The sequence below is a fragment of the Lentibacillus persicus genome (assembly GCF_900112705.1).
GTDB classification, from domain to species: Bacteria; Bacillota; Bacilli; order Bacillales; family Amphibacillaceae; genus Lentibacillus; species Lentibacillus persicus.
The window spans coordinates 156,102-182,322 of sequence record NZ_FOMR01000005.1 but is presented as its reverse complement, the minus strand read 5'-3'; the positions used below and the strand labels follow the sequence as shown (position 1 = coordinate 182,322).

Sequence of the window (26,221 nt, the reverse complement as noted above, 5' to 3'; positions counted from 1 at the left end):
TCCTAGTTGTTTATTCCATAAATGTTTCGATTAATATTAGAGACAGCGATGGGAAAAAGGCTGTTATAAACGCTGTAGCCACTAAGGGAATGTACATGGGAGCCATTTCCCTAACCAATTTGGTATATTTTAGTTTGGCAATATCCGCGACGATATATAAAAGTATGCCGACTGGCGGAGAAGCACCTCCAATTGTCAGTGTCAGCACCATTACAACACCAAAGTGAACAGGATCTACGCCTACTTGAATCGCAATTGGTGTCAAAATTGGAGCAAATACGATAATTGCTTCAGACGGCAGCATAAATAATCCAATAAGAAGCATAAAAATAACCATCAACGTAAGAATTACATAAGAGTTTTCCGAGAAACCAAGGATGAAATCTGCCAATGTATCGGATATCCCTGAAACTGTTACGACCCATGCGAACACTGTGGCTGCAGCAAGTGTGAACAAAACATTTGCTGAATCAAAGCTCGCATTCTTAAGGATGCGCGTAAACGACCGAACATTAACATTTTTATAGTAGAAAAATGTAATAACAACACCATATAACACAGCAACAGCTGCGGCTTCAGTTGGCGTAAATGCACCAGAGACAATTCCAACGACGATAATGACAGGCAATAATAAAGCTACAATCCCTGATCTGAATGCACTTCCAGCTTGTTTGATGCTTGCTCGCTCATATCTTGGGTAATTTCGTTTGCTGGCCGTAAAATAGGTGTAAACCATAAGCGAAACAGCCAGTAACAACCCAGGTATCAACCCGGCAATCAGCAGCGGACCAATGGGCTGCTGCGTAACAATTCCGAAAATAATGAGTGTAATACTAGGCGGAATAATCGGTCCTACGATGGAAGAGGCAGCTGTTATAGCAGCGGCAAACCGTTTATCATACCCTTCACGTTCCATCGATGGAATCAATACAGAACCCAATGCAACCGTATCGGCTGTCGCAGATCCGGAAATACCTGAGAAGAGCACACTGGCCAAAATATTAACCTGAGCCAGCCCTCCTTTAAGGTGCCCTACAAAAACGCGGGCGACATCGATGATTCGATTGGTGATCCCGCCAGAGTTCATTAGCTCACCTACAAGAAGGAAAAACGGAACAGCTAATAATGTGAACGAGTCCACTCCCCTAACCATACTTTGGGCAACCATGGCCAAATCAATGCCTTCAATCATCAAATACACAAGTGAACTTAACCCCAGCGCGAAGGCAACGGGCATACCGGCTACAATTAAGACCACCATTAATACTACGACTAAAAATATCATGTCTCCGTCCCCTCCTTACTTGAGTCGTCACCATACGTTCCGGAGCGGAAATCCCTTATATCCAACACACTTCTCAGTACGGTGTAACCAATCATTAAAATCGATCCAACCGTAATGGAAACACGCCAATAAGAGAATGGAATTTCGAGTGCTCCCGAGCGATTATAATGCGCTGCTGCCACGATATCGATTGATGTATAAATAAGAATGCCCAAAAAGATAACGATGACGGACCTAACGATTAAATCGCTAATTAGCTTTATACGTGGTGGCATGTTTTCCTGCAGAACATTGACCGCCAAATGTTTATCATCAAACGAGACAATCCCCGCTCCCAAAAACACCATCCATATCAGTAAAAACCTGGAGAGCTCGTCCGTCCAAACCAACGGACTATCCAATACAAACCGAAAGAACACCTGAAGGAGTGTAATAAATACAATCGCAAGCAGTAACACAACAACAATATAACGGAGTATTTTAGCAAAATCCTTTCGTTTTTCCACCTTCACACCTCCATTCAGTTTTCAAATGGCCCACCACCTTTTGAAAAAATAACTTGATAAGGCCAATGGTTACTTTTTACAAAGTATTCAACATACTCAACTGGGTTGTAATCTTTGTCAAAAGAGGTTCTTTTTATTCTAAGAAGCGCATCACCAGGGTTGGTCTCCAACAGAACACTTTGCTGATAATCTGCCTTTACAGCTGTTAATTCTTCGGAAACGTATTCAAAATTGATACCCAACACATGTGTTGCAAACTGTCTCATGTATAGAATATCGCCCGCTTCTTTTATTTTTTCCATGTCAACCGAATCTGGATAATAATGTTTCAAAAGAAATATCGGCGAATTATTTTCTTTTCTTACCCTAATCACTTGAATGATTGGTTCACCCTCAGGAAGCTTTAAGGTTCCCGTTATTTCTTCATTTACAATGGATTTAGAAACATCAACTGTGTTACATACAAGCTCACCTTCGTGGGAGCGGAAATGTGAACTAAACCCGCCCATCGGCGTCCAATCGGAAAAAATAGTATTCTCCGCAACTATGGTCCCGATGCCTGGCTTCCTGTGAATAAAGCCTTCATTTTTGAGCTGCGACATGGCAGTTCTAATTGGAGCCCTGCTTACGCCATACATCTCCTGAAGTTCCTCTTCTGTTGGTAATACATCTCCAACTGAATAATAATTAGATTTTATTTTATTGTATAAGTCTTCAAATATAACTCCAGAAAGCGTTTTCCCAGCCAAGAACACCCTCCTTCAACACACTTTGTTATAACAAAGTTTGATTATGTAATATATTAATGCTCATTTACATAATTGTCAATACTTTTTTAATTTTGGTTATGTCGTATTATTTTAAAAATGTTAGCTGGTGCCGGGCAATAACTGAGAAAAGTTACTCTTAAGATTTGCGGTGATTTTTCAAGCGGGTAATAGACTTCACCGACTGAATTATCAATTGAATATTCGATTGCCAGTCCCAACCCCACATCCCTAAATAAAACCTATCTCATAAAATAATTCATAATTGCCAAATAGATAACATATTAATTTGCAAAGCTACTAATTTTATCAAGTAATAAGGGGGATTTAGAGGAATGTAACAGGCTATGATATAGCAATAATGGTAGTCTTTTTCCTAATCATACTAGTGATTGGATATTATTCTTACCGCAAAGTAAATGGCTTCGAAGATTACGCTGTCGCAGGAAGAAAAATTCCTATCGTACTGCTTTTTGCGACGATGGCCGCAACTGCTACAGGTGGTGGAGCAACCATCGGAAGGGTTTCTTATGCGTATGATATAGGAATTGTAATTATCGCTGCTGCAGTGGGTTTTGTAGCAAATCAGATTCTGACAGGTTTATTTATTGCGCCCAAAATGCGAGCGATGGGAAATGTTTATACTATTGGCGATATCATGGGGTATTATTATGGTCGATTAGGATTAGGGATATCTGGTATTTTCACTTTCATCTATAGTATTGGGGTCTATGGAGTTCAAATACTGGCTATGGGTTTAATTTTGCATACTATGACCGGGTTTGACCTTGTTCCGCTTACGATTATCGCTTCTGCCATTGTTGTTCTGTATACATGGGCAGGTGGTATGTTCGCAGTTATTTATACCGATGCATTACAGTTTATTATTCTGGCAATTGGGATAACCACTGCAGCGATACTCAGCTTTAATGAAGTAGGAGGTATTAGCGGTCTGCAGGCTAATCTCGACCCTAGTTATTTTGACTTTACCGGCGGGTGGTCAATTGGTGCTTTTATTGCGTTTTTCCTTACATTTTTATTAGGCGAGGCAATCGCTCCCATGTATGTCCAACGCTATTTGACTACCAAAACGCCGAAAGACACCAAGTGGGGTGTAACATTATTTGGTGTTTACTATGGTTTTTATACTGTTGTTGTAACAATGATTGGCTTAGCAGGCGTCATTCTATTACCAAGTATCGACCCGGACACAGTTCTAAATGAAGTCATACTGAACTTCTTACCGGTAGGGATTGTAGGACTCGTTTTCGCCGCAATGATGGGCGCTATTATGTCCAGTGGTGACTCACTCTTGAACACCTCCGCAGTGATTTTTACACGTGATATTTATCAACGTTTTATTAATAAAAATGCAGATGACAAAAAACTCCTCTTCTGGTCCAAGATTTCTACCATAGTAGTTGGTACAGGTGGAATAGCTGCCGCATTAAGCTTACCTAAAGTATTGGATTTATTAATGTACACCTATTCCCTATGGGCCCCCTCCATCATACCGCCTATTGTAATAGCTGTTGTCTGGGGAAAAGCCCTGGATAGAAAGGTTTCGACATATGCAGGGCCCCCAGCAATAGTGATCGGATTAATCACCACATTAGTCTGGAATCATCTCCTCGGGGAGCCTTGGGGATTGCCAGCAATTGTTGCCGGTATTTTTGCAAACCTTATTGTATTCTGGGCAGTTCATGTGCTGACAAAATCAAAAACACCGACCGGTATATTTGCATCTGAGAAAATTTATGAAAACTTAAAAGAATAATAAAGCAAAAGAGTCCGTGACAAACACAAAATAAAGAATGGGAGAGAATGTAAATGACAATATGGGATATTATCTTTTATATTTCAGCCGGCATTGTATACGCAGCGGCTGGAGCTACCATTATTGGCTGGATTAACCATGCCAGAAAGGGAAATGAAAAAGATAACCGGGAAGGCGTAAATATATGACACAGAAAGCTATTGTAATTGGCGGAGGCGTTATCGGACTTTCCTGTGCATTTTATTTACGTAAAAAAGGACTTGAAGTGACTCTCCTTGAGAAAGATCAGTTCGGGAATGCAAGCTCATGGGGGAACCAGGGTTGGATTTGCCCGACACTCCATGAACCAGTCCCAGCTCCTGGTCTCGTGGGAGATTCACTAAAATGGCTAATGAAGAAAGATAGCCCGTTATATATTAAGCCTACTGCCGGCCCACAACTGTCCGGCTGGTTAGCTCAATTTATGAAGTACTGTAACAAACGTGACTTTAATTATGGAAAAGACGCCCTTCTTACTCTAAGTAAATCCACGCTATCTTTATATGACTCGCTGGAACGTGAAGGATTAGATATGGAAATACATCGTAATGGATTTTTGTTTACTTTCTTTGATGACCAACAGCTACAACAAAGCTTTGATAAATTCGAATCTAATTGGACTAACTATGGCCATAATAAACCGACAATGCTAACAAAAGAAGAGGTTAAAAAGCTTGAACCTAATATCACGCGTGATATAACTGGCGGCATTTTCCTTAATGAACAGCGTCATGTTCGCCCTGACACTGTGACAGCAGCATTCTACGATTGGCTGAAGTCATCAGGAGCAGAATTACATTCCAATACTGAGGTAACGAATGTAGAATATGAAGGAAGTACATTTAAAGCAGTCCAAACGAATGAAGGATTGATAGAAGCCGATATATGTGTTGTTACCTCTGGTGTGTGGTCGGGTTCTCTAGCAAAACAACTTAATTATTCCCTACCGTTGCAAGCCGGAAAGGGCTATAGTATCACCATATCCAATCCTAATTTAACATTTAATCGCCCAATATACCTGGGTGACTCCAAAGCAGGTATCAGCCCTTTTAAAGATCAGGTCAGAATTGGCGGCACCATGGAACTGTCAGGTATAAATACGAATCTGGATAAAAAAAGAGTAAAGAGTCTCAGAGAATCGGTTTCCAAATACCTGAGTGAGAAGCTTTACGGGGAGACAGAAGTAGAATGGACCGGCATGCGCCCAATGACCCCAGACGGTTTACCAGTCATCGGAAGCATACCGGATTTTAATAATGTATTTATTGCTACCGGCCATGGTATGGTCGGGTTATCGATGGCACCTGTCACAGGCGAAATCATATCCGATTTAGTTTGTAATGGTGAAACAGAATACGATATATCAGCATTTTTACCAGAACGATTTTCATAGCCTATAAGTTCTCTATCAAAGAGCAGACGTTAACCCCTCTTATGTTGACCGCTCTCCAGCCCTTGTAATCCGGGGGGTGACAGACGCCTAGACTTATACAGAAAGGGGGACAGAGTGTCTGACACTTTGTCCCCCTTCCTGCTGGATATCTTTTCATTTTATTTTCCTTTATACACTCTTGCTTCATACGGCTTCAATGTAACACGCGTATAACTGTCGGCAGGGAAATCACCGTAGTTACCGATCAAGCTTTCTTCGGCTGTAAATGCTGCATCTGCCGGAAGTTCAAACGGAACATGGTCACCGCTGAAGTTCGTTATGACGAGCAATTTTTCATCATGATACGAACGAAGATAAGCGTAAACCTGCTCATCTTCCGGCAGAATTAATTGATAATCTCCGTATACAATCACCGGATGCCGTTTTCTGAGCCGGATCAGCTTACGGTAATAATGATAAATGGAATTGGCGTCATCCCTTGCCTGTTTTGCATTAATCGTCCGGTAATTCGGGTTCACTTTCATCCACGGTTCACCGGTTGTAAACCCGGCGTTCTTTGAATCATCCCATTGGAATGGTGTTCTGGCGTTATCCCGGCCCTTCGCATAGATTGATTCCATCACTTTATTAGGATCTTCACCGTTTTCGACCACTTTTTCCTGATACATATTCAATATTTCAATATCGCGATAATCCTCGATCGAATCAAACCGGACGTTCGTCATCCCGATTTCTTCGCCTTGGTAAATATAAGGCGTTCCTTGCAGCATATGCAAGAACGTTGCGAGCATTTTGGCTGATTCAATACGGTGTTCACCGTCATCCCCAAACCGGGAGACCATCCGGGGCTGGTCGTGATTGTTCAAATAAAGACTATTCCACCCGATGCCGTTCAAGCCTTCCTGCCACTTCGAAATGTTCGCTTTTAAATCGGTCAGCTTTAATGGCTTAACGTCCCATTTGCCATTGGGTCCAGCGTCAAGTCCCATATGCTCAAACTGAAACACCATATCCAGTTCGTTTCGCGATGGATCGGTATATTTTTTTGCCTCTTCAACATCGACCCCGGGCATTTCACCGACCGTCATGACGTCATAGCCAGCCAATGCTTCATTGTTCATTTCGTGTAAAAATTCATGAATCCGCGGTCCGTTCCGATAATACCGGCTTCCGGAAGCATATGTCTCGCCTGATTTTACCACACCGTCCGGGAGACCGGGGACTTTGGAAATAAAGTTAATAACATCCATGCGGAACCCGTCAATGCCTTTGTCCAGCCACCATTTCATCATGTCGTACACTTCTTGACGGAGTTTCGGGTTTTCCCAGTTCAGATCGGGCTGTTTTTTACTGAACAGGTGTAAATAATACTCGTCCGTATTGGGATCATATTCCCAGGCTGAGCCGCCAAAGTTGGATTTCCAATTGTTCGGCTCGCGGCCATTTTTTCCCGGACGCCATATGTAATAGTCACGATACGGATTGTCTTTTGACTTTTTCGCCTCCTGAAACCACACGTGTTCATCAGACGAGTGGTTCACGACCAGATCCATGATGAGTTTCATGCCCCGCTGATGCAAAGCCGCAAGCAGCTCTTCCCAATCGGCCATTGTGCCGAATTCAGCCATAATCGCCTGATAATCGGAAATGTCATAGCCGTTATCATCATTGGGCGACTGATAGACCGGAGACAGCCAAACCACATCCACCCCAAGATCCTTAAGGTAGTCCACTTTTTCCGTAATACCCTGCAAATCGCCGATACCATCCCCATTACTGTCATTAAAACTTCTCGGGTATATTTGGTAAACGACACTTTCTTTCCACCAATTATGGTGCATTGAACACCCTCCAAATCCAAACACCGCCTCACGAAAACAGATAAGGCGTTGTTTATCAGTTTGTTACCCGCCGTGCAAAATCGACAAAGCGGAATTTATCAGGCCTGTGACGCGATTCGGAGTATTGAAACAGACTGGTATCGTCCAAATACACATGACTCCGGATCACCACAATGCTTGAAAAGCCTTCCATATCCAATAATGTCCTGTCTTCAGGCGTCGGTGCTTCCACAACCATTTCTTTTTGCCCAAAAGCAATCGGAAGGCCAAGTTCTTCTTCAATATACTGATAAATCGAGCGTTCACAAATGGCTTTTGATAATTTTGGGACGAAACGCTCAGTAAAATAATCTTTATCCAAAATGATACGCTCACCGGAAATTTCACGAACCCTGTTAACCTGCCAGACGTTTTCAGTACCACTCCGAAGTATGGTGGAGATTTCTTCCGCATCATCGAGGTAAGCGAGTTTTTCCACAATCGTCCTGCTGGAAAGATGCAGGTCCTCGTTCAACTCCTGAAAACTGACAATGCCGGAAACCGGGAAAGAAAATTTATTGAGATCAATGACGACTGAGCCTTTTCCCCGTATCTTTTGGATATAGCCGTTATACGACAAAAGATTTAACGCTTTCCGAATCGTTTCACGCGAGGTATTGTAGTGATCAGCCAGCTTGTTTTCTGACGGCAGCATCGACGAAGCCGGATAATCACCACCTTTTATTTTTTCCACCAAATCGTCATATATTTTCTGATATTTCTTTTTCATCGCTAAACCCCATTATGTCACATGATAGACAACCGATTCATACGGCCGTAAATGCAGTTGATCCGGGGACTTGGCAGAATCCGGGTAATTGGACAAAAGTAAAGTCACGTCACCCGTGGTGTCAACAGGAAGTTTAACCGCTGTTTCTTCAGCATAAAAATTGTTGACGACAATCAATTTCTCCCCGTTCCAATTCCGTGTATACGCAAAAACCCTCGGATGTTCTTCAAGCAAGAGCGCATAATCCCCATACGTGATGATATCATATTCCTTACGCAGGCGGATTAACGCCCTGTAATGATAATAAATCGAGCCGGGATCATTGACCGCTTCGTCTACATTTATCTGCGGATAGTTAGCCGCCGGCTCAATCCAAGGTACGCCGTCAGTAAACCCGGCATTCGCCTGATCAGACCATTGCATCGGCGTCCGGGAATTATCCCTCGACTTCTGACGTAAAATCGCCATAATCGTTTCATGCGGCACACCATTTTCCTCCAAATTCGTGTACGCGTTGAGTGATTCGACATCGCGGTATTGGTCCAGTGAGGTGAAGTTTGGGTTCGTCATGCCGATTTCTTCACCCTGATAAATATACGGGGTGCCTTGCATCATGTGAATGACCGTTGCAAGCATTTTCGCCGATTCTACCCGATATATTTCGTCATCCCCAAACCGCGATACAGCCCGGGGCTGGTCATGATTACACCAGAACAACGCGTTCCAGCCCCCGCCTTCATGCATGCCCACCTGCCAGTCGGAAAGGATTTTTTTTAACTGGATAAAGTCAAACGGGGCTTCGGTCCACTTTTCACCATTTGGGTAATCAACTTTTAAATGATGAAACTGAAACGTCATGTTCAACTCCTGCCGCTCGGGCTTCGTATACAACACACAGCTCTCAAGCGTTGTTGACGACATTTCACCGACGGTCATTAAATCATAAGGTGCCAGAGCCTTCTGATTCATTTCATGGAGATACGTATGGATTTTCGGCCCGTCTGTATAAAACTTCCGCCCGTCTCCCGTCGCATCGTTCGGAAAACGCTGGTCCTTCGAAATAAGGTTAATCACATCAAGCCGGAAACCATCGATTCCTTTCTCCGCCCAAAACGTGATCATATCGTAAAGTTTTTGCCGTAGGTCGTCGTTCTCCCAATTTAAGTCTGCTTGCGTGACATCAAATAAATGGAGATAATACTGGCCCGATTTCTCGTCATATTCCCAGGCAGGACCGCCAAATTTGGATTGCCAATTATTCGGTTTCCCGCCTTCTACCGGATCTTTCCAAATATAAAAATCACGGTATGCATTTTCGCTGGACGATGACGCTTGTTTAAACCATTCGTGGTCTGTCGACGTATGGTTAATCACCAAATCCATGATCAGCTTCATGCCGCGTTTATGGGTTTCTTCCAACAACTGTTCAAAATCCCCCATCGTCCCGTACGACGGGTTGATCGCGTAATAATCGCTGATATCATAACCGTTATCCCGTTGCGGGGACTGATAAATCGGGGTGAGCCACAAGACATCGACCCCGAGATGCTGCAAATAATCGAGCCGTTTAATAATGCCTTGAAGGTCTCCCGTGCCACTTCCCGTCGTGTCCTGAAAGCTTTTCGGATAAATTTGGTAGACGCTTGCGCGTTTCCACCATGTTTCAGTCATATGATTTCCTCCAGTCGGTTCCATGATTAATGGTTATTTAATTTTCGTTTGGCAACAAGGTATGTGATGATAAACGGCACGACCAAAACGATCGCCATGCCGATAAAGAACGCGCCCCAGTTCGCTCCAACGATGGACAAGAATGCCGGAAGACCGCCGACACCGATCGACGTTGCCTGGACATTTTGCATCGTGATAAAAGCACCGGCAAGAGCCGTGCCAATCAATGCTGCCAAAAACGGATATCTGAACCGTAAGTTAACACCAAACATCGCTGGTTCGGTTACGCCGAGAAATGCGGATAGACTCGACGTACCTGCCAGCCCTTTTGTTTTTTCTTCTCTGACAACAAGCATCATAGCGAGCGCGGCAGCACCCTGGGCGATATTCGACAGCGCCACAACCGGCCACAGGAATGTCGTGCCCGTACTGCCAATCAACTGCAAATCGACTGCCAAAAACGTATGGTGCATTCCCGTTATAACAAGCGGTGCATATAATGCCCCATACAACATACCGCCAATTAATGGAAATGCCTCGAATACACTGACAATGCCACCTGTTATCCACTCACCAATCGTAAACGTCACGGGACCAATCACAATGAATGCAAGAAAACCGGTAACCAATAAAGCGACAGGTGCGACAATCAGTAATTGCAATGAATCAATAACCCGTTTGCGAAGCCAGATTTCTATTTTAGCCATCACCCATGCCGCAACCAATACCGGCAGCACCTGACCCTGGTAGCCCATCATATTGACATCGAAACCGAACAGATTCCATGTCGGTGCGTTCCCTTCAGCTTGTGCCTGAGCGTATTCACTGGCAGGCGTCAATGCCGGGTGAACAAGAATCAAACCAAGCACAATACCAAGCAGCGGATTCCCGCCGAATCGTTTGGCAGCCGACCAGCCGATCAATGCCGGCAGAAATGTAAACGCCGTATTGGCTATAATATTGATCATATCGGCCACGCCGGCCCATTGTGGATATAATTCAATCAATGGAACGTCAGTAAAAATCGGATTAACTAAAATATTATTCAGACCAAGAAGTAAACCAGCAGTTACGATGGCCGGCAAAATCGGTATGAAAATGTCAGCAAGAACTTTCACACCGCGCTGCAGAAGATTTTGCTTTTCCCCTCCCGCTTCTTTCACATCTTCTTTCGTTGCTTCACTGATGCCTGTTTCGTCGACCATGGCCTTGTACACTTTATCAACCGTACCTTGGCCAATCACGACCTGGAACTGCCCATTTGCGGCAAACGTTCCCGCAACGAGATCGATCTTTTCCAATGCATCCTGATTGACTTCATTCTCATCATTCAACGCGAACCTCAACCGCGTCACACAATGCGTCGCAGCCTTAATATTATCAAGACCGCCAACCGCGGCGACAATCTCTTTGGCTTCCTCACCATATTCCACGCTGCTGATAGATTCCTTTTCAGTCCGCATATCGTCAGTTTCAGTCGGACTGGTTCCTTCCTCAGATTTTTCTTCGCCTTTTACGGCCGCTTCAAACAGCGCCGTCTCGCCAGCCGTGGTATCCACGGCATCTGTTTTTTCTAAAGTTTCAAGCACATCACCATTCGTTATAATGATCGGGGAAACAGCACTGGCTGCTTTTTCTTTAATGAAATCAAGATCAAAGGTGATCAGCGTATCACCGACACTCACCTGATCGCCGCTTGAGACATGGGCTTCAAATCCCTCGCCATCCAAAGCTACAGTTTCCAAGCCTATATGGATGAGCACTTCCACACCGGAAGCCGTCTGAAGACCAACGGCATGCTTGGTCGGAAACACTTGAACAATTTGACCATCGACAGGCGCGGTCACTTTTCCTTCAGTGGGATCAAGCGCCAGCCCGTCCCCCATCATCTTTTGGGAAAATGTCGGGTCAGGCACATCTTCCAGTTGAACAACCTTACCTGACATCGGAGAATAAACGATCAATCTATCATCAGCCACAAAAAATCCTCCCTCAATTAGCTGTAAAGTGAAACTTCATTCAGCGGAATGGTTTCCCCGCTGAATGTTAGTTGAACCGAATCGGGCATTTAGGGTCAGTTAACCGCCGTAGTCTGGCGGATTACTGACCATTACATGCGGGGAAAAGTGAAACTTCATTCAGCGGAATGGTTTTCGCCGCTGAAAACAGGAGAACAAAGGCTAAGTTCGCCACGTCCTCGAAAAAGAAAAGCACTTTTTCTTCGTGCGAAGTATCGCTGTCGCAGTTTTCCTTGTCCTGTGGCAACGCCTTTGTGACCTGCATCCTGCAGCCCCGAACCGAATCGGGCATTTAGAGTCAGTTAACCGCCGTAGTCGGGCGGATTACTGACCATCGATTGCAAGTATAACTATCTTACCACAACTTGTATATACATGTTGTAACGATTTCATTGTAACTTGTATGTACAAGTTTTGCAACGGCTTACATTCAACGGTATTTTTGTTATATTATTTATCCTACTTCCTCAACTTCCCTTTTGGAGCGGTTAAATAAACAATTTCCATAATGTTGTAAGCACATATAAAAAAACTCCGCAACTGATTAAAGGCGGAGTTAATTCGGTCATGCTTTATTCTTTTTTCCATTGATCATTGTTTCCGCATGCGTGCACTGCGGCCCATATTTTCCGCTTTCCGGCACATATTTTTCTGTTGGCGCACATATGAGGTGGGACAAAGTGTCAGACACTTTGTCTCACTACCAATAATTACGTCTTTGAATAGCTTCTTGTTCACTTTTTTAACTATAGGAGTTTATTCGACAATAGGAAGTCTTTCAATATCTGGATCTGTAAAGATATCATTTTCATCAGTACTTTTAGTAGAAAACTCAGATACGACTGCACCTTCACTACCAGCTTGAAACCAATGGAGTGTGTTGGGAAAAATAGTATATTGCTCTCCTGGATTTAAGACAATCTCATTCCATACTGTAAAGGTTTCTTTTTTGTCATCAGGCACAGTTGTTTTTGGATTCTCAACAGCTGGACCAGAGACATATAAATAAACAGTGCCATAACGGCATCTAAAAGTTTCCTCTTTACCAGGTGAATCTCCTACAGGTGGATGTAGATGTTCAGGGCATGTTTGTCCGGGAAGCAGAACAAGATCTTTTGCACAAACCCGATCTGTATTAATATATTCTATTAATTGAAGACCTAATTCTCTTATTCTATTAAGACCAAAATCAGCTACTTCAATCTTTTCTTTTTCTTCTTTAGTAAGTTTTATATTACATTTGCTGAAATATTCAAGTACCTCTTTTCTTATATTTTCATATACCGTACGTGAAATCATTTATTATCCCCTCCTTTTATAGCTTCTAAAAGAAATTTTAAACTAGCTTAGCATATTTTCATATAACAAATATATGTATATATTTAACCAAAACTCAAATCTTATTCACCTGGTATCACTATTATATTCCAATTCGACAAATTTCTTATCTGAGTTTTGGTTAAGCATAATTGAATTCTAGCTATAGTACTTTATAAAGGTTACAAGTATGATAGAAGTATGCAATGTAGGCGCTTACAAAAATGCCACTAAGAAAAAGGAGAATTATTTATGGTAACTAAAATGACAACACCTGAGATGAATTTGGTCGATTACGAGGGGCCTGACACACAACTTTGTGCGGTCATGACTGACAGTGAGAAAATTGAGGTAAAACGTGCGAAAATTCCTGAGCCTTCCGAGGGGGAGGTAAGAATAAAGATAAAATGGGTCGGTATTTGTGGCAGTGATGTCGAGGTTTTCCGTGGAAACAGGGAACCTGAATTTGTATCATATCCAACGCGTCTAGGCCATGAAGTTGCTGGAGTCATAGATAAGGTCGGAGAAAATGTTATTGGGTTAGAAGAGGGAGATCATGTAGCACTTCGTTACGTTTGGGGAGCCTTTGCTGAGTATGTATGTTGCAAACCTTTCTCCATAAAAGTACTACCTAAGGAGCTGCCATTGGTTGAAGGGTCATTAATTGAAGTACTTCCAGCCCTGTTATCCGCAGCTGAAAATGCAGATATCTCTCCTAATAAAAATGTATTAATTATGGGACAGGGTGTTAGTGGCCTTGCATTAACACAAGTAGTGAAACTTTACAGTCCTAAAAATTTAGTCGTAACAGATTTATTTGATGAAAAGTTAGAGCTGGCTAAAAAATATGGCGCCACGCACACTTATAAAATGCCATCATCTGATGCTAATACAATGGATATTGTTGGTGAAGACTTTCCTGAAGGTTTTGATATAGTTATTCCTTGTCTATTAGAAGGTTCTGGAATGGTTGATGCCATTGATGCTGCTGCGCAAAATGGAAGAATTGTTATGTATGGTTGCATTGGCACATGTCATAAGCCAATTGACTTCTTTAAAGTTCATAAGAAAAGACTTGATATCTTTTCAACTGAACCAAAAAGAGATATAGATAATAGAAGATATTTTGATGAAGGTTTAAAACTCGTATTAGATGGACTTGTTAATACAAAAGAAACCATCACCCACACTTATTCATTGAAAGACGTAGATAAAGCCTTTGAAACCCGTAATACACACAAAGGGGATACTATTCACGTCATGATCGATTGTGAAGTAAAGGATTGATAACACCGTATGAATAATACCTGTTTCTATTGTGAAAAAAACGATAAATTAGAGGAATTAATGATAAAAATAGCAGATTTTGAAGCTTCTACTTTATACCTGAACAGAGATCAAACCCACGAAGGAAGATGTATTCTTGCATTTAAAGATCACAAAAGGGAGGTGTATGAGTTAACCGCAATTGAACGTGATCTATTTATGAAAGAGCTGTCCTTATCAGCGAAATTAATAAGTGATATTTATGATCCTGACAAAATTAACTATGGAATATTTGGCGATTTGGTTTCACATCTCCATGTTCATATTGTTCCTAAATATGTTGGAGAGAAAAATTGGGGAGAAGCCTTTACTAATAACCCAAAACATAAAAAGAAACTACACGAGTTTGAGTACAAAGAAATAATAAGTCAGATAAATAAAAAGTTAATAATAGAGGAGGAGTATCATGTTTAAAATGAATGGAAAGATATTTTTATTTTTACTATCATTGTTAGCGGTTATTACTTTAATTGGGTGTTCATCAGACGGGGCAGCATCAGATAACAACGCAGATGATAGTAGTGATGTCGAAAACAATAGTGAAAGTGGAACAGAAGCCGAAAGTTCTGGAGAAGCAGAAATAACTTTACGACTTTCAGAGCCACAAGTTGATGACTATCCCGACTCTATTGCAGAAAAAGAATTTGCTAAAAAGGTAGAAGAATTGTCCGATGGAAGGATAAAAATTGAGGTATATACCGGTGGACAATTAGGAGACGAGAAAACAACTATTGAACAAACACAAGTAGGTATTATTGATATCGGCAGAGCAAATGCAGGTCCATTAACTGAATTTGCAGGAGATTTTGGCGTCTTCAGTTTTCCATTTCTATTTGACAGCAGAGAGCACATGTGGAATGCATTAGATAATTCATTAAGAGATAAATTATTTGCCAATTTAGAAAGTGCTGATTTAATTGGTCTTTCTATATTTGATGCCGGGGCTAGAAGTTTCTATACAATGGATCCCATTGAAACTATTGAAGATATTGAGGGCAAAAAAATTCGTGTCATGCAAAATGACATTTTAATTGATGCGTTTGGGAAATTAGGTACCTCTCCTACTCCACTTGCTGCATCTGAAGTTTACAGTGGTCTACAAACAGGCGTTATTGAAGGCGGGGAAAATAATGTAAGCACTTACGTTGCTGATGGTCATTATGAAGTAGCGGAAAATTTTACACTTTCAGAGCACTTAAGAATCCCCGGAGTAATGTTTATGAGTAAAGATTCTTGGGACAAATTGTCTGAAGAGGATCAACAAATAATTAAAGACGCAGCTTTAGAAGCTGAAAAAATCCAACTTGAAGAATACGATAAATACTCACAAGAAGCAATGGATAAAGTAGTGGAAGCGGGTAATAATGTAGTCGAATTAACTGAAGAAGAACGTGCAAAGTTCAGAGAAAAAGTAGAACCACTATATGATGAGTACGATTCAGAATATGGTGAGTTATTCCAAGTAATTGAAAATGCAAGATAACGACTAGTTTAGGGTGTGGGTAAAGGGGAGCATTTTTGACCCTTTACCCATTTTACAAGAAGTCAGATAACTGGAGGGGATTCAGTTGATCGAAAAAGCTCTCATCAAAATTAGAAAAATAGTCGAATACGCGATATTATCAATGATTGTTATTATGACAGTTATAATAGGTTACCAAGTATTCTCTAGATTTGTTCTGAATTTCACACCACCTTGGATACAACCTTTATCCCTATTGCTAATGGTATGGATTGGTTTTATTGGGATTGCAATTGGAATACAAGATAATACCCATATAAAGATAAATTTATTTGTTTCCATGATGCCAGATAAAGTGCAAAAAGTATTGATTTACATGCAGCGAGTACTAGCAATTCTATTTGGATTTTTTATGCTTGTTCAAGGGTTGATTTTTTCCTATGATATGAAGGATTCAACTATGTCCGGTTTGAGTATGCCTTCAGCAGTTCTATATGCATCTATCCCAATATCCGGTTTATTAGTAGTTTTGTATCTTTTGTTTGAATTTTCAGGAAAATGGAAGGGACCCAATCATGAAAATGAGGAGGTTGAATAATGGCTGTAGCTACATTAATAGGAGTATTTATTATACTATTAATACTCGGTGTTCCAGTTGCACTGGCGATGGGGGTAACTTCCATTGTTGTATGCTTTATACTGGATATTTCGCTGTCTATCCTTGTTCAACGAATGGTTGGTGGAATTAATAGTTTTCCCCTTTTGGCCATCCCATTCTTTATATTAGCTGGAGAAATTATGAATACTGGCGGGATAACAGATCGATTGATAAAACTAGCCGATACGATAGTCGGAAGATTCAGGGGTGGATTAGGAATTGTAAATGTTAGTTCAAGCATGTTGTTTGGCGGTATTTCTGGTTCTGCATTAGCTGATGCTTCCGCTAACGGTTCTGTCCTCATCCCTATGATGAAAAAGAAAGGATATGATACAGATTATTCTGTTGCTGTAACTGTCACTTCTTCCACACAAGGGATTGTCATTCCTCCAAGTCACAATATGATTATCTATGCACTGGTTGCGGGGGGCGGAGTTTCTATTAGCTCTTTATTTCTGGGTGGGATTATACCTGGCATTCTGTTAGGTCTTGGTTTGATGATGCTCACCTACATTATAGCTATTAAAAGAAACTACCCGGCAGAAAAGCCAGCAACAATAAAGGACTTTTTCATTGCATCCTGGAAAGGTATCCCGGCTTTAATGACGCCTATCATTATAATAGGCGGAATTATGACAGGTATATTTACAGTAACTGAGTCAGCTGCAATTGCGGTTATTTACGCTTTTATTCTTAGTTTCGTTTTCAATCGGGATGCTCATATCTCTGAGATAGTTCCTATTCTGCAACGCACGTTTAAAACACTTGCAATGGTCTTATTTTTAATAGCCGCTTCAAGTGGATTTGCATGGTTATTGGCTCTGCTACGAGTCCCAGCAATGATATCGAATAGTTTATTGTCCTTAACTGAAAATCCTATAGTTATAACATTGATTATTATATTTATTCTAATTTTGCTTGGTACTATTTTAGATGTTGCGCCAATTATTTTGATTACGACACCAATATTATTACCAATAGCTACAAGTATTGGTATGGATCCTATCCACTATGGAATTTTAATGATGGTCTGTATGGCTATAGGGCTGGTTACTCCACCAGTAGGCGGAGCATTGTTTGTAGGTAGTTCCGTAGCTAATGTTCCTATTGAAAGTGTGGTTAAAGCACTTTTACCTTTTTATATAGTCATGATTATCACAGTATTGATTATAGCTTTCGTTCCTCAATTAACTCTATTTATTCCAAATCTTTTTAACTAACCTTATTTTTGGTTAGAGATTGGCGGTTGTTTCGGTAACGAGGAAATAAAGTTTTCATCAAGAATGATCGGCTTTCCAACGACAGTGCGGGTTTGGTCACGGTAATCAGTTGGAGAAGTCCCCTCCATGCTATGGAATAATCGAGAAAAGTAAGGTGTTGATAAACCGATTTTATCTGCAATTTCAGAAATAGAAAGGTTGCTAAATTCCAGGAATTCTTTAGCCTTTTCAATTCTTAATAATTGTAAATATTTCATGGGTGTGGTGTTTAATTTTTGTTTGAACAAATCAATAATGTAATGCGGGTGGTAGTTAAAATGTTTGGATATATCGTCCAATGATATTTTCTGGTGTAAATTTTCAATAAGAAACTTTTGAATGGGAAAATCATTAGTATTTCTCTGTAACATAGCAGGTGCTGAATCGTGTGACGAGTTTTGAATTTCCTGTGTTTCTTGAACAAGCAATAGCAGAATGTTTTTAAATAAAACATCTACTAGATATGGAGTTAGCTTATCATTCTGCTTATTATGGATGGATGTTTTAAATAGTTCCTTTATTTTGGAAGAATCACTCATAAAATAAGGAATTTGAATCTTTTGGGTTTTTATCAATTCTTCAAGGTCGGAGCTAATAATGTCAAATTTTATATCAATAGTGGACGAGGGTTTTTTAAAATAGAAATGATGTTCGTTTTCTTTTGAAATAAAGTAAGCATATTTGGGCATAAGCGGATACTCTTGTCCGTTTATTTCGATTACCCCTTCACCGTCCATAATAAATAAAAGCTGAAAGATATCGCTGTGATAGTGTTTCTTTACACCAGAGTTTTTTTCGTAATCTATTCTGGAAATCCAAAAGACTCGTAATTGATCATCACGTAACATTATTCATCACCCCTTATGTTAGAATATCTTATTTTAATCTTACCAATAAATTAAAATTTTTGAAACTCAATGCAGAACTTTAAACGAGGAGGATAAAAAATGGGCTACGTACTCGGAATCGATTTAGGGACAAGTTCAGTCAAAGGGGTCTTGGTTGATAGAGGCGGGGTTACATATCAGAGTATCTCCAAAACTTATCCATTAATCAATGAGAAACCAGGGTATAGTGAGCAAGATCCACACTTATGGTATAAAAAAACTGTAGAGCTGGTTTCAGAGTTGGTTTCTAAATTAAATGGAAAAGCGGAAAAAATTGAGGGTATAAGCTTTTCTGGGCAGATGCACGGCTTAGTACTTATAGATGACGATTTAAACGTGCTACGAAATGCTATTCTTTGGAATGATACGAGAACAGCGCCCCAATGTCGGGAGATCCATAATACTTTAGGAAAGGAAAAGTTATTAGATATAACTAAAAATCGAGCACTAGAGGGCTTTACCCTGCCGAAATTGTTATGGGTGAAAAAAAACGAGAAAGGAATCTTTGATAGGATTAAGTATTTTTTATTACCGAAAGACTATCTCCGCTTTCGTCTAACCGGTAATATTCAAACAGACTACTCGGATGCTGCTGGAACACTATTGCTAGATGTAGCTAATAAAAAATGGAGTGAGGAAATTTGCGAAACATTTGGAGTTAATAAAGATATATGCCCCCCTTTGGTTGAATCACATGAATTCTGTGGGACGATAACCTCTCATTTCGCAGATGAAACAGGTTTATCGAGTACGACGAAAGTTTTTGCGGGAGGAGCAGACAATGCCTGTGGTGCTATTGGTAGTGGAGTATTGACAAATGGAAAAGCTTTATGCAGTATCGGCACATCGGGTGTTATGCTTTCCTATGACGAGTCCGGCAATAAGGATTATAAAGGAAAATTACACTATTTTAACCATGGGAAACAAAACGCTTTTTATAGCATGGGTGTTACACTCTCTGCAGGGTATAGTTTACAGTGGTTTCAACAGGCATTTAGGATAGATGATCCTTTAGAAAGCCTATTTAAGGAATTAGACTCTACTTTAATTGGTGCGCAAGGACTCATATTTACTCCGTATTTAGTTGGTGAAAGAACTCCTTATGCAGATGCAAGTATTCGAGCCAGTTTCATAGGTATGGATACATTCCATGAGAAAAAACACTTTGTTCGAGCGATAATGGAAGGCGTTACATTTTCACTAAAAGAATCTTTAGACCTATTAAGGGAAAATAATATTGAGGTTAACTCTATCATTTCCATTGGTGGAGGGTCAAAAAATAATTTGTGGCTCCAAATGCAGGCCGACATATTTAATACTAGAGTAATAAAATTATCTAATGATCAGGGACCGTCATTAGGAGCGGCTATTTTAGCTGCCTATGGTTGCGGATGGTACAATTCCTTAGAAGAATGTGCCAAGGTATTTATTACTTATGAAAAATATTATGATCCTATAGAAGAAAACGTAGAAAAATATAATGCATTATATGATGTTTATAAGAAAGTGTATTCACGTACTAGAGATTTAAACCGAGAATTAGAAATCTATAGATAAAAGATGAAAGGTCTTTTCATTACAGTGGCCCAATGAAACTCACTCCATAATCGTCAAGTAAGCAACTTATTTTTGTATGTCCCATTACAGAAGATACCCTTGTTCAGTGCGCTAGCGACCCTAAGACATTCAGCATTCAAAAATTGCCAAAAAAGCATAAACGAAATCCCCATTTATAAACAAGTGGGAGGTCCGTTTATGCTTGGGGGACAGAGTGCCTGACCTTCTGTCCCACCTCCTGGCAGTCCTATAAAAACAACAGCCTCTCTTATCAAATTTCCATTTCCAATAAAGCACTGCTTAGGCTTTTTCCGTGTGTATCCATTGCGGGGGAGGAGGTCACGCCTCTGAGTAACGGATCTAACTTGTTCAGTTTTATCATGCTTGGTGAGCAAACTTATAATGACAAGGCTGAGCAGGGAGACAGTGAAACCAATACGGTATGATCAATTTCCACGTTTAAAAATGGCCACCCCAACGTTGAAATTATGCAAGAATCATACTCCAGAACGCTCCGCTTTTTGTTACTTTGCTCCAGAACATAATCGCTAAGAAAGGCAGCACAAGAATCGTTGCAGAAAGCCGGAGTGCCCATTGGTAAGCAGTTGCTATATCTGTAACAAAATACGCAACAATTAATTCCAGGACTGTAATAATGACGACCGTTAATCTGGAAACAAACATTAGCTCTTTATTGTTTGCATCCGGTTTCATTAATCGCTGATAGATATCCCTCGATAAATTGGAACTCCCCTGTAAAATAAATGACGTTGCACCGGTCATAAGTGCAGCCATTAACCCAATAAATACTACACCGCCAATAGCCGGATGCAATAACTCCAATCGAAAATGGCAAAGGAATAATGCCGGATCGACCACCGAATCGTTCACCAAATAAATCCGCCAGTGTATAAAGTCTCTGTCTTCTTAATGGAGCGGCTAAAACGATAATTAAAAGAAGACTAAGCAAAATACCAGGAAGCGCAAATTTAAAAAACCCTGAAAGTCCAACTGTAAAGCCCATACCCATCCATCCAATAAATACGGCCGCTCCACACCAAGTACTAATATTTGCTCTCGACACTCTTTTCATTAAGAAGGTTAGCTGCTAACCAATTAAATTAACTCCTCTCATGCTTTTCCAACGTTCACCATCCGTGAGCGGAAGTATTGAACAAGAACTTTCGCATATGCTTTAAGACATAATTCTCCCAATTCAGCGTTCGCACCGGTTGGGTCACCAATAATACCATTAGATGCTAAGTTATGGATACCCCCTTCGAAGAGTGTTGTTTGTGTTTCATGTTGCAGGATATCTCCGCTGTAGCCTGGTTCAATTTCATCTCGATGTACTAATTCCGGATGAAGTGAAAGTGTAAATGATGTTTCAGCAATTCCGGCATGGCCACCTGCCCTGTCACCTAAACCTGACCACTTTTCTGCCGTTTCACGCCAAGTTTTGATAAGTCGACTTAAATCCGAAAAAGTAATCACGTTGGTTCCTTGACCAACTAATGAGTTTAACCGATGCTCCATATCCCCAAGTATACTAAAATTACCGCCATGACACGAAAATAAACAGATCGTATCGAAACCATGTTGTTTAAGACTTATACAATAATCCTCACAAATAGATTCAAAAGTGGATTTTCTTAAAGAAATCGTACCTGGAAATTCAGTATGGTGTTCAGAACTGCCCACCCGTATAGTAGGTGCTACCAGCGCATTTCCCATACGCTTGGCTACCTCGGTCCCTTGCCAAGTTGCATGTGCAGCGTCAACCAATAAGGGTAAATGGGGGCCATGTTGCTCAATGGCTGCTGTTGGTACAATGGCGGTTTTCATTCCACCATCAATCAGTTCTTTAATTTTGGGTGATGTTAAACGTTCAAGTTGTATTTCATTAGCATAATTCATTATGACTATCTCCCCTCTTTTATAGGTAAACATAATGGATGGAATTTGATATAATCCTATATTGATAACCATACTCGTGGAAACTTTTGTTGCCTAATTTAAACGACCAACAATTCAAGCTCGTTGGTCGTTCAAATACATCGTTCACATGCTTCTTATATTTCTAGGCTAAAACACTGCCGTTACCGGTTAAATGACATTCGCCTTCTTCAACACATATTTGACCATTAACAATAACGTAGTCGATTCCTACAGGTTCATTATTTGGCTCATCATATGTTGATTTGTCGGCAACTTCATCCGGATCAAACACTACCACATCCGCCCAATAATCCTTTTGTAAAATTCCTCTTTTGTCTAAACGGAGTAATTGTGCAGCAGCCCCAGTCATATGATGGATTGCTTCTTCCAACCGTAGAATGCCTTTTTCTCTTACATACCGAGAGAGTACCCTTGGTTGAGTGCCGGATAGCCTTGGATGCGGTTTCCCACCAAATATGCTGTCAGACCCAACAATGTGATAAGGGCTTTCCATCGCACTTTCCATATCTTCCTCAAGGCCCCAATGGACAACCATTGTAATATTTCCTTTTTCTTCAATCAAAAGGTCAAATGCTGCATCTGCGGCAGTTGTTTCTCTTAATTCAGCTATCTCGCTGACACTTTTTCCTTCAAACTTTTTATTATTATCACTGCCCACAGAGGAAACGATAATATTCTCCCAGCCACAATTGTAAACCCAATTTTCAAAGTCTCTGCTTTCTTCCAATTCATATTTTATCTTCTTGCGTGTATTCGGATCCTTCAGCCGTGCAAGCATTTCTTCTGTACCTCCATCATGTGTCCACGGAGGCAGAATAGCATTAAAAACTGTAGAGCCCGCCGTATAGGGATATTGATCAAACGTAACTTCAATCCCCAGAGAACGTGCTTTTTCTATCTTCTCTATTATCTGTGGGTAATATTGGCGGTTTTTAACACCAATAACCTTTAAATGGGATAGATGCAATCTGACTCCGGATTCTATTGCTACTTGTATCATTTCATCGACAGCCTCTAGAATATTAAAGCTTTCGTTTCTCATATGTACTACAAAACAGCCATCATACTCGGCTACACCTTTACAAATCTCTATTATTTCTTCAGTGTTAGAAAAAACGTTAGGAGGATATACAAGGCCTGATGAAAAGCCCAAAGCGCCCTGTTCCAGACCTTCCTCTACATGCTTTCTCATCTCTGTCATTTCCTGCCGTGTGGCTTCTCGCTTTTCAAAACCCATGACCAAAGTTCTTACATTCCCATGTGGGACCAGATACGCCATATTACCCAATATATTTGATTCTCTTAGATGGGTTAAGTAGTCAGCAACACTCAACCAATCCCAATCACCAATATCCCCGTTCAGCCCTTTTAACTGTTTCTGCCATAACTCCTTTGTATTATGGTTGACTGGTGCAACGGAAATCCCGTCTTGTCCTAATAATTCTGTCGTCACGCCTTGCTTTAATTTTATCTGATGAATTTCAGGATAGATACATAATAGATCAGAATGCACGTGTGTATCTATAAAACCGGGGGACACAACTTTTCCTGTAGCATCTATTTCTTTTATAGCTCTATCATTAATAGTTTTTTTCATTTCTACAATCTTTCCGTTTTGAATAGCTACATCTAATTTTGTCCAGGGGTTATTCGTTCCATCAACCACATATCCGTTTTTAATTAATATATCTAGCATTACATTCAACTCCTATATTAAGTTCTTCTAGAGCTGCATTACTTGGCTACAGATTTTTGAACCTGTTGTGTCGGTTCAGCTCCCCAAATTTTGTTAATTACTTCTTTATTTGGTCTCTTAGTTAAATAACTAACAGCAATCATACTGACTACGCTCAAGAATAAAGAGGTTGCAACCGCATGCATGCCAAACAACATTTCATCAAAGGCTATTACTATAATTAAGTATGCAGTGAATCCAACAAGCATAGAAGTAAGAGCTCCCCACTGATTAGCACGCTTCCAATATAAACCGAAAACTATCACTGCAAACAATGTTGCTTCTAGTCCGCCAATTGAAAATACTACAATAAATTGAATAAAATCGGGGGGCGTAATTGAAATCAAAACGACAACAATACCAATTATCAAAGTAGAAAAGTAGGACAGCTTTGTAATAGTTCTTTCAGAAGCCTTAGGATTAACATAGTTCATATATATATCCTTAACAATTGTCGAGCTGACAACTAACAACATAGAGTTTACAGTAGATATGATAGCTGCTAAAGGGGCTGCCATTATTAATCCAGCAAGCCAACCGGGCACTGCCTCTACCAAATACAAAAGCATTGCCAAATCTGGCTGTGTCACATCTGGCACCAATATTCGAAGCATAGGCCCGATTGACGCAAAACCAACAGAAAAGAGCCCCATAATAATAACTGCATAAACCATACCTTTATGCATCGATTTAGAGTCTTTAAAAGCCATACCACGCACTGCAACATGCGGCAACCCGAGCATAGCGATACCAAATAACAGCATATAGGAAAATAGCAAAGGTGGCGTAGCGCCACTACCTCCAGGTATTGTTACCAATTCCGGGTGATCAACTGATAACTGACTTACTATTGCAGTAAAACCATCAGTTTGAATCATAATTATCACCCAAATTATAATACCGCCAAAGAGCATAGCAACACCTTGAATTGCATCCGTAACTGCAACGCCTCTAAACCCTCCGAATACAGTAAGCAGAACAACTATACCTCCAAATATAAGTAATCCCCAATGATATGGAAAACCTGTAGCAGCTTCCAGTATCCTTGCTCCGCCAGCAAATTGTGCAACCATATAGGCACTAATAAATACTAATATCCCTAATGCGCTTATCAAAACTACCGGCTTACTTTCATACCTGGCTTTTAGAAAATCCGTCATAGTTACAGCACCTATTCTTCTAGAAACAATTGCAAACTTTTTACCTAAAACGCCTAGTACATACACGCCCATAGCGGTTTGAGAGGCTATTATTAATGGCCAGCTAAAACCTTGTTCATAACCTACACCGGTTGCGCCTATGAAAGTTCCTGCACTAGCGGTGGAAGCGACCATCGTGAAAGCTAATACCAGTGGGCCCAAATTTCTGCCACCAATAAAAAACTTTTCATGAAAATTGCCTTTTCCCTTTTTTAAATATCTGCGAAAATAAATCCCGACAAGTAAAGTAGCTAGTAAATAAAGGATAATAGGAATGGTAATATCAAATCTCATCGTTTAGCCCCTCCGCATCCTCGTATCCTTCCAGCGACATTTCTTTAAAAAGAAACCTGACCATCAGAAAAGTGGAAATTGATAGCAAAATAAACGATACGATTACGCCATAAAAATACCATTGCGGAAAACCCAGTACAAGTTTTATTTCACTAGCATCGACGTTATAACCTAAAGGGAAGGTTAATCCGAAAACTAAAAGAATATTAAAAACAAAAAAAGTAAACGTATACATAAATTCCTTGTTACACTGTTTAAACCTCGCATCGTCTTTCATTTTTTCTTTCACCATATAATGTCCCTCTTTTCTTATTTCAGATTTTTAATATTCTAAATAATTAAGGTTGTAGATATCCTAAAACAAATATCTTGACTTGTCAACAAAGATAAATAATTCTGACAGATGGTTTCTATAGGTGTTTTCATAGCCTACAAGTTCTCTATCCAAGATTAAAAGTTCTCCCCTCTTATGCGTTATCATTTGAGGGGATGTTATGTGATG

The 26,221-nt window shown here is 40.5% G+C and carries 24 protein-coding genes and 1 pseudogene; 9 read left to right on the top strand and 16 right to left on the bottom strand.

Going from position 1 to position 26,221, the window contains the following annotated elements:
• Positions 1 to 10: 10 nt before the first annotated feature.
• Genes BMZ22_RS08520 through BMZ22_RS08510 form a run of 3 tightly spaced genes read right to left on the bottom strand, consistent with a single transcriptional unit; the run spans position 11 to position 2,540 of the window.
• The gene (locus BMZ22_RS08520; RefSeq protein WP_090084352.1) at positions 11 to 1,285 is read right to left on the bottom strand and encodes a TRAP transporter large permease; all 1,275 of its coding nucleotides are present in this window, start codon (positions 1,283 to 1,285) and stop codon (positions 11 to 13) included.
• Entirely contained in the window at positions 1,282 to 1,791 is a 510-nt protein-coding gene (locus tag BMZ22_RS08515) for a TRAP transporter small permease (protein WP_177183396.1), read from the bottom strand. The genes BMZ22_RS08520 and BMZ22_RS08515 overlap by 4 nt, the downstream gene beginning before the upstream one ends.
• 14 nt (positions 1,792 to 1,805) lie before the next feature.
• A complete protein-coding gene (locus tag BMZ22_RS08510; RefSeq protein ID WP_177183395.1) occupies positions 1,806 to 2,540 on the bottom strand; it encodes a GntR family transcriptional regulator in 735 nt (244 codons plus the stop codon).
• 379 nt (positions 2,541 to 2,919) lie between these two features.
• Here BMZ22_RS08510 and BMZ22_RS08505 point away from each other — a divergent pair, with 379 nt between their 5' ends.
• Genes BMZ22_RS08505 through BMZ22_RS08500 form a run of 3 tightly spaced genes read left to right on the top strand, consistent with a single transcriptional unit; the run spans position 2,920 to position 5,767 of the window.
• The gene (locus BMZ22_RS08505) at positions 2,920 to 4,335 is read left to right on the top strand and encodes a sodium:solute symporter family protein (protein WP_090084343.1); all 1,416 of its coding nucleotides are present in this window, start codon (positions 2,920 to 2,922) and stop codon (positions 4,333 to 4,335) included.
• A gap of 53 nt (positions 4,336 to 4,388) precedes the next feature.
• Entirely contained in the window at positions 4,389 to 4,523 is a 135-nt protein-coding gene (locus BMZ22_RS17380) for a hypothetical protein (RefSeq protein ID WP_281242077.1), read from the top strand.
• Positions 4,520 to 5,767: an NAD(P)/FAD-dependent oxidoreductase gene (locus BMZ22_RS08500; protein WP_090084340.1), complete on the top strand. Its 1,248-nt coding sequence runs from the start codon at positions 4,520 to 4,522 to the stop codon at positions 5,765 to 5,767. Before BMZ22_RS17380 ends, BMZ22_RS08500 begins: the two co-directional genes overlap by 4 nt.
• Before the next feature lie 158 nt (positions 5,768 to 5,925).
• Here BMZ22_RS08500 and BMZ22_RS08495 read toward each other — a convergent pair whose 3' ends face one another.
• From BMZ22_RS08495 to BMZ22_RS08470, 6 genes are all read right to left on the bottom strand, one after another.
• Positions 5,926 to 7,608, bottom strand: a complete 1,683-nt coding sequence (locus BMZ22_RS08495) for a glycoside hydrolase family 13 protein (protein WP_090084337.1) — start codon at positions 7,606 to 7,608, stop codon at positions 5,926 to 5,928.
• 55 nt (positions 7,609 to 7,663) lie between these two features.
• Positions 7,664 to 8,377, bottom strand: a complete 714-nt coding sequence (treR, locus tag BMZ22_RS08490) for a trehalose operon repressor (protein ID WP_090084334.1) — start codon at positions 8,375 to 8,377, stop codon at positions 7,664 to 7,666.
• A gap of 12 nt (positions 8,378 to 8,389) precedes the next feature.
• Positions 8,390 to 10,048 (bottom strand): alpha,alpha-phosphotrehalase, encoded by a 1,659-nt coding sequence (gene treC, locus BMZ22_RS08485; protein WP_090084332.1) that lies wholly within the window; start codon positions 10,046 to 10,048, stop codon positions 8,390 to 8,392.
• Between the two features lie 26 nt (positions 10,049 to 10,074).
• Positions 10,075 to 11,994 carry a PTS system trehalose-specific EIIBC component gene (gene treP / locus BMZ22_RS08480; protein ID WP_090084578.1) on the bottom strand — a complete coding sequence of 640 codons (1,920 nt, stop codon included), beginning with the start codon at positions 11,992 to 11,994 and terminating at the stop codon, positions 10,075 to 10,077.
• Positions 11,995 to 12,148: 154 nt separating this feature from the next.
• Positions 12,149 to 12,331 (bottom strand): hypothetical protein, encoded by a 183-nt coding sequence (locus tag BMZ22_RS08475; protein WP_090084329.1) that lies wholly within the window; start codon positions 12,329 to 12,331, stop codon positions 12,149 to 12,151.
• A gap of 491 nt (positions 12,332 to 12,822) precedes the next feature.
• On the bottom strand, positions 12,823 to 13,365 hold the full coding sequence (locus BMZ22_RS08470) for a D-lyxose/D-mannose family sugar isomerase (RefSeq protein ID WP_090084326.1): 543 nt from the start codon (positions 13,363 to 13,365) through the stop codon (positions 12,823 to 12,825).
• Between the two features lie 270 nt (positions 13,366 to 13,635).
• Between BMZ22_RS08470 and BMZ22_RS08465 the strand changes: the two genes are divergently transcribed.
• The 5 genes from BMZ22_RS08465 (at position 13,636) to BMZ22_RS08445 (ending at position 18,049) form a co-directional block, all read left to right on the top strand.
• Positions 13,636 to 14,670: a zinc-dependent alcohol dehydrogenase gene (locus tag BMZ22_RS08465; protein ID WP_090084323.1), complete on the top strand. Its 1,035-nt coding sequence runs from the start codon at positions 13,636 to 13,638 to the stop codon at positions 14,668 to 14,670.
• 60 nt (positions 14,671 to 14,730) lie between these two features.
• Positions 14,731 to 15,123 carry an HIT family protein gene (locus BMZ22_RS08460; RefSeq protein ID WP_245745290.1) on the top strand — a complete coding sequence of 131 codons (393 nt, stop codon included), beginning with the start codon at positions 14,731 to 14,733 and terminating at the stop codon, positions 15,121 to 15,123.
• The gene (locus BMZ22_RS08455) at positions 15,116 to 16,192 is read left to right on the top strand and encodes a TRAP transporter substrate-binding protein (RefSeq protein WP_090084318.1); all 1,077 of its coding nucleotides are present in this window, start codon (positions 15,116 to 15,118) and stop codon (positions 16,190 to 16,192) included. The genes BMZ22_RS08460 and BMZ22_RS08455 overlap by 8 nt, the downstream gene beginning before the upstream one ends.
• Positions 16,193 to 16,277: 85 nt before the next feature.
• The gene (locus tag BMZ22_RS08450) at positions 16,278 to 16,769 is read left to right on the top strand and encodes a TRAP transporter small permease (protein WP_090084315.1); all 492 of its coding nucleotides are present in this window, start codon (positions 16,278 to 16,280) and stop codon (positions 16,767 to 16,769) included.
• On the top strand, positions 16,769 to 18,049 hold the full coding sequence (locus tag BMZ22_RS08445; RefSeq protein ID WP_090084312.1) for a TRAP transporter large permease: 1,281 nt from the start codon (positions 16,769 to 16,771) through the stop codon (positions 18,047 to 18,049). Before BMZ22_RS08450 ends, BMZ22_RS08445 begins: the two co-directional genes overlap by 1 nt.
• Positions 18,050 to 18,051: 2 nt before the next feature.
• Here BMZ22_RS08445 and BMZ22_RS08440 read toward each other — a convergent pair whose 3' ends face one another.
• Positions 18,052 to 18,936: an AraC family transcriptional regulator gene (locus BMZ22_RS08440; RefSeq protein WP_090084310.1), complete on the bottom strand. Its 885-nt coding sequence runs from the start codon at positions 18,934 to 18,936 to the stop codon at positions 18,052 to 18,054.
• 99 nt (positions 18,937 to 19,035) lie between these two features.
• Here BMZ22_RS08440 and xylB point away from each other — a divergent pair, with 99 nt between their 5' ends.
• Positions 19,036 to 20,532: a xylulokinase gene (gene xylB, locus BMZ22_RS08435; protein WP_090084307.1), complete on the top strand. Its 1,497-nt coding sequence runs from the start codon at positions 19,036 to 19,038 to the stop codon at positions 20,530 to 20,532.
• A gap of 486 nt (positions 20,533 to 21,018) precedes the next feature.
• Here the strand turns inward: xylB and BMZ22_RS17440 are convergent, their stop codons facing one another.
• The 6 genes and pseudogenes from BMZ22_RS17440 to BMZ22_RS08410 all read right to left on the bottom strand — a co-directional run bounded on the left by BMZ22_RS17440 (position 21,019) and on the right by BMZ22_RS08410 (position 26,011).
• Complete coding sequence (locus tag BMZ22_RS17440) at positions 21,019 to 21,423, bottom strand: sodium:solute symporter family transporter (protein WP_342710286.1); 405 nt, start codon at positions 21,421 to 21,423, stop codon at positions 21,019 to 21,021.
• A 28-nt stretch (positions 21,424 to 21,451) separates the two neighbouring features.
• Positions 21,452 to 21,556 (bottom strand): annotated as a pseudogene (locus BMZ22_RS17435) (hypothetical protein); the annotation flags it as partial.
• Between the two features lie 107 nt (positions 21,557 to 21,663).
• A complete protein-coding gene (locus tag BMZ22_RS08425; protein WP_177183394.1) occupies positions 21,664 to 22,449 on the bottom strand; it encodes a creatininase family protein in 786 nt (261 codons plus the stop codon).
• A gap of 163 nt (positions 22,450 to 22,612) precedes the next feature.
• The gene (locus tag BMZ22_RS08420) at positions 22,613 to 24,187 is read right to left on the bottom strand and encodes an N-acyl-D-amino-acid deacylase family protein (protein ID WP_090084304.1); all 1,575 of its coding nucleotides are present in this window, start codon (positions 24,185 to 24,187) and stop codon (positions 22,613 to 22,615) included.
• Between the two features lie 38 nt (positions 24,188 to 24,225).
• On the bottom strand, positions 24,226 to 25,719 hold the full coding sequence (gene panF, locus BMZ22_RS08415; RefSeq protein ID WP_090084301.1) for a sodium/pantothenate symporter: 1,494 nt from the start codon (positions 25,717 to 25,719) through the stop codon (positions 24,226 to 24,228).
• The gene (locus BMZ22_RS08410; RefSeq protein ID WP_090084299.1) at positions 25,709 to 26,011 is read right to left on the bottom strand and encodes a YhdT family protein; all 303 of its coding nucleotides are present in this window, start codon (positions 26,009 to 26,011) and stop codon (positions 25,709 to 25,711) included. The genes panF and BMZ22_RS08410 overlap by 11 nt, the downstream gene beginning before the upstream one ends.
• Positions 26,012 to 26,221: the final 210 nt, after the last annotated feature.

Excerpts from the sequence above, each read along its gene's own strand:
- BMZ22_RS08465 (WP_090084323.1), top strand. The coding sequence starts at position 13,636 with ATGGTAACTAAAATGACAACACCTGAGATGAATTTGGTCGATTACGAG.
- BMZ22_RS08440 (WP_090084310.1), bottom strand. The coding sequence starts at position 18,936 with ATGTTACGTGATGATCAATTACGAGTCTTTTGGATTTCCAGAATAGAT.
- BMZ22_RS08500 (WP_090084340.1), top strand. The coding sequence starts at position 4,520 with ATGACACAGAAAGCTATTGTAATTGGCGGAGGCGTTATCGGACTTTCC.
- treC (WP_090084332.1), bottom strand. The coding sequence starts at position 10,048 with ATGACTGAAACATGGTGGAAACGCGCAAGCGTCTACCAAATTTATCCG.
- BMZ22_RS08475 (WP_090084329.1), bottom strand. The coding sequence starts at position 12,331 with ATGCAGGTCACAAAGGCGTTGCCACAGGACAAGGAAAACTGCGACAGC.
- BMZ22_RS08445 (WP_090084312.1), top strand. The coding sequence starts at position 16,769 with ATGGCTGTAGCTACATTAATAGGAGTATTTATTATACTATTAATACTC.
- treR (WP_090084334.1), bottom strand. The coding sequence starts at position 8,377 with ATGAAAAAGAAATATCAGAAAATATATGACGATTTGGTGGAAAAAATA.
- BMZ22_RS08410 (WP_090084299.1), bottom strand. The coding sequence starts at position 26,011 with ATGGTGAAAGAAAAAATGAAAGACGATGCGAGGTTTAAACAGTGTAAC.
- panF (WP_090084301.1), bottom strand. The coding sequence starts at position 25,719 with ATGAGATTTGATATTACCATTCCTATTATCCTTTATTTACTAGCTACT.
- BMZ22_RS08470 (WP_090084326.1), bottom strand. The coding sequence starts at position 13,365 with ATGATTTCACGTACGGTATATGAAAATATAAGAAAAGAGGTACTTGAA.
- BMZ22_RS08420 (WP_090084304.1), bottom strand. The coding sequence starts at position 24,187 with ATGCTAGATATATTAATTAAAAACGGATATGTGGTTGATGGAACGAAT.
- BMZ22_RS08505 (WP_090084343.1), top strand. The coding sequence starts at position 2,920 with ATGGTAGTCTTTTTCCTAATCATACTAGTGATTGGATATTATTCTTAC.
- xylB (WP_090084307.1), top strand. The coding sequence starts at position 19,036 with ATGGGCTACGTACTCGGAATCGATTTAGGGACAAGTTCAGTCAAAGGG.
- BMZ22_RS08455 (WP_090084318.1), top strand. The coding sequence starts at position 15,116 with ATGTTTAAAATGAATGGAAAGATATTTTTATTTTTACTATCATTGTTA.
- BMZ22_RS08495 (WP_090084337.1), bottom strand. The coding sequence starts at position 7,608 with ATGCACCATAATTGGTGGAAAGAAAGTGTCGTTTACCAAATATACCCG.
- BMZ22_RS08425 (WP_177183394.1), bottom strand. The coding sequence starts at position 22,449 with ATGAATTATGCTAATGAAATACAACTTGAACGTTTAACATCACCCAAA.
- treP (WP_090084578.1), bottom strand. The coding sequence starts at position 11,994 with ATGTCAGGTAAGGTTGTTCAACTGGAAGATGTGCCTGACCCGACATTT.
- BMZ22_RS08460 (WP_245745290.1), top strand. The coding sequence starts at position 14,731 with ATGATAAAAATAGCAGATTTTGAAGCTTCTACTTTATACCTGAACAGA.
- BMZ22_RS17380 (WP_281242077.1), top strand. The coding sequence starts at position 4,389 with ATGACAATATGGGATATTATCTTTTATATTTCAGCCGGCATTGTATAC.
- BMZ22_RS08520 (WP_090084352.1), bottom strand. The coding sequence starts at position 1,285 with ATGATATTTTTAGTCGTAGTATTAATGGTGGTCTTAATTGTAGCCGGT.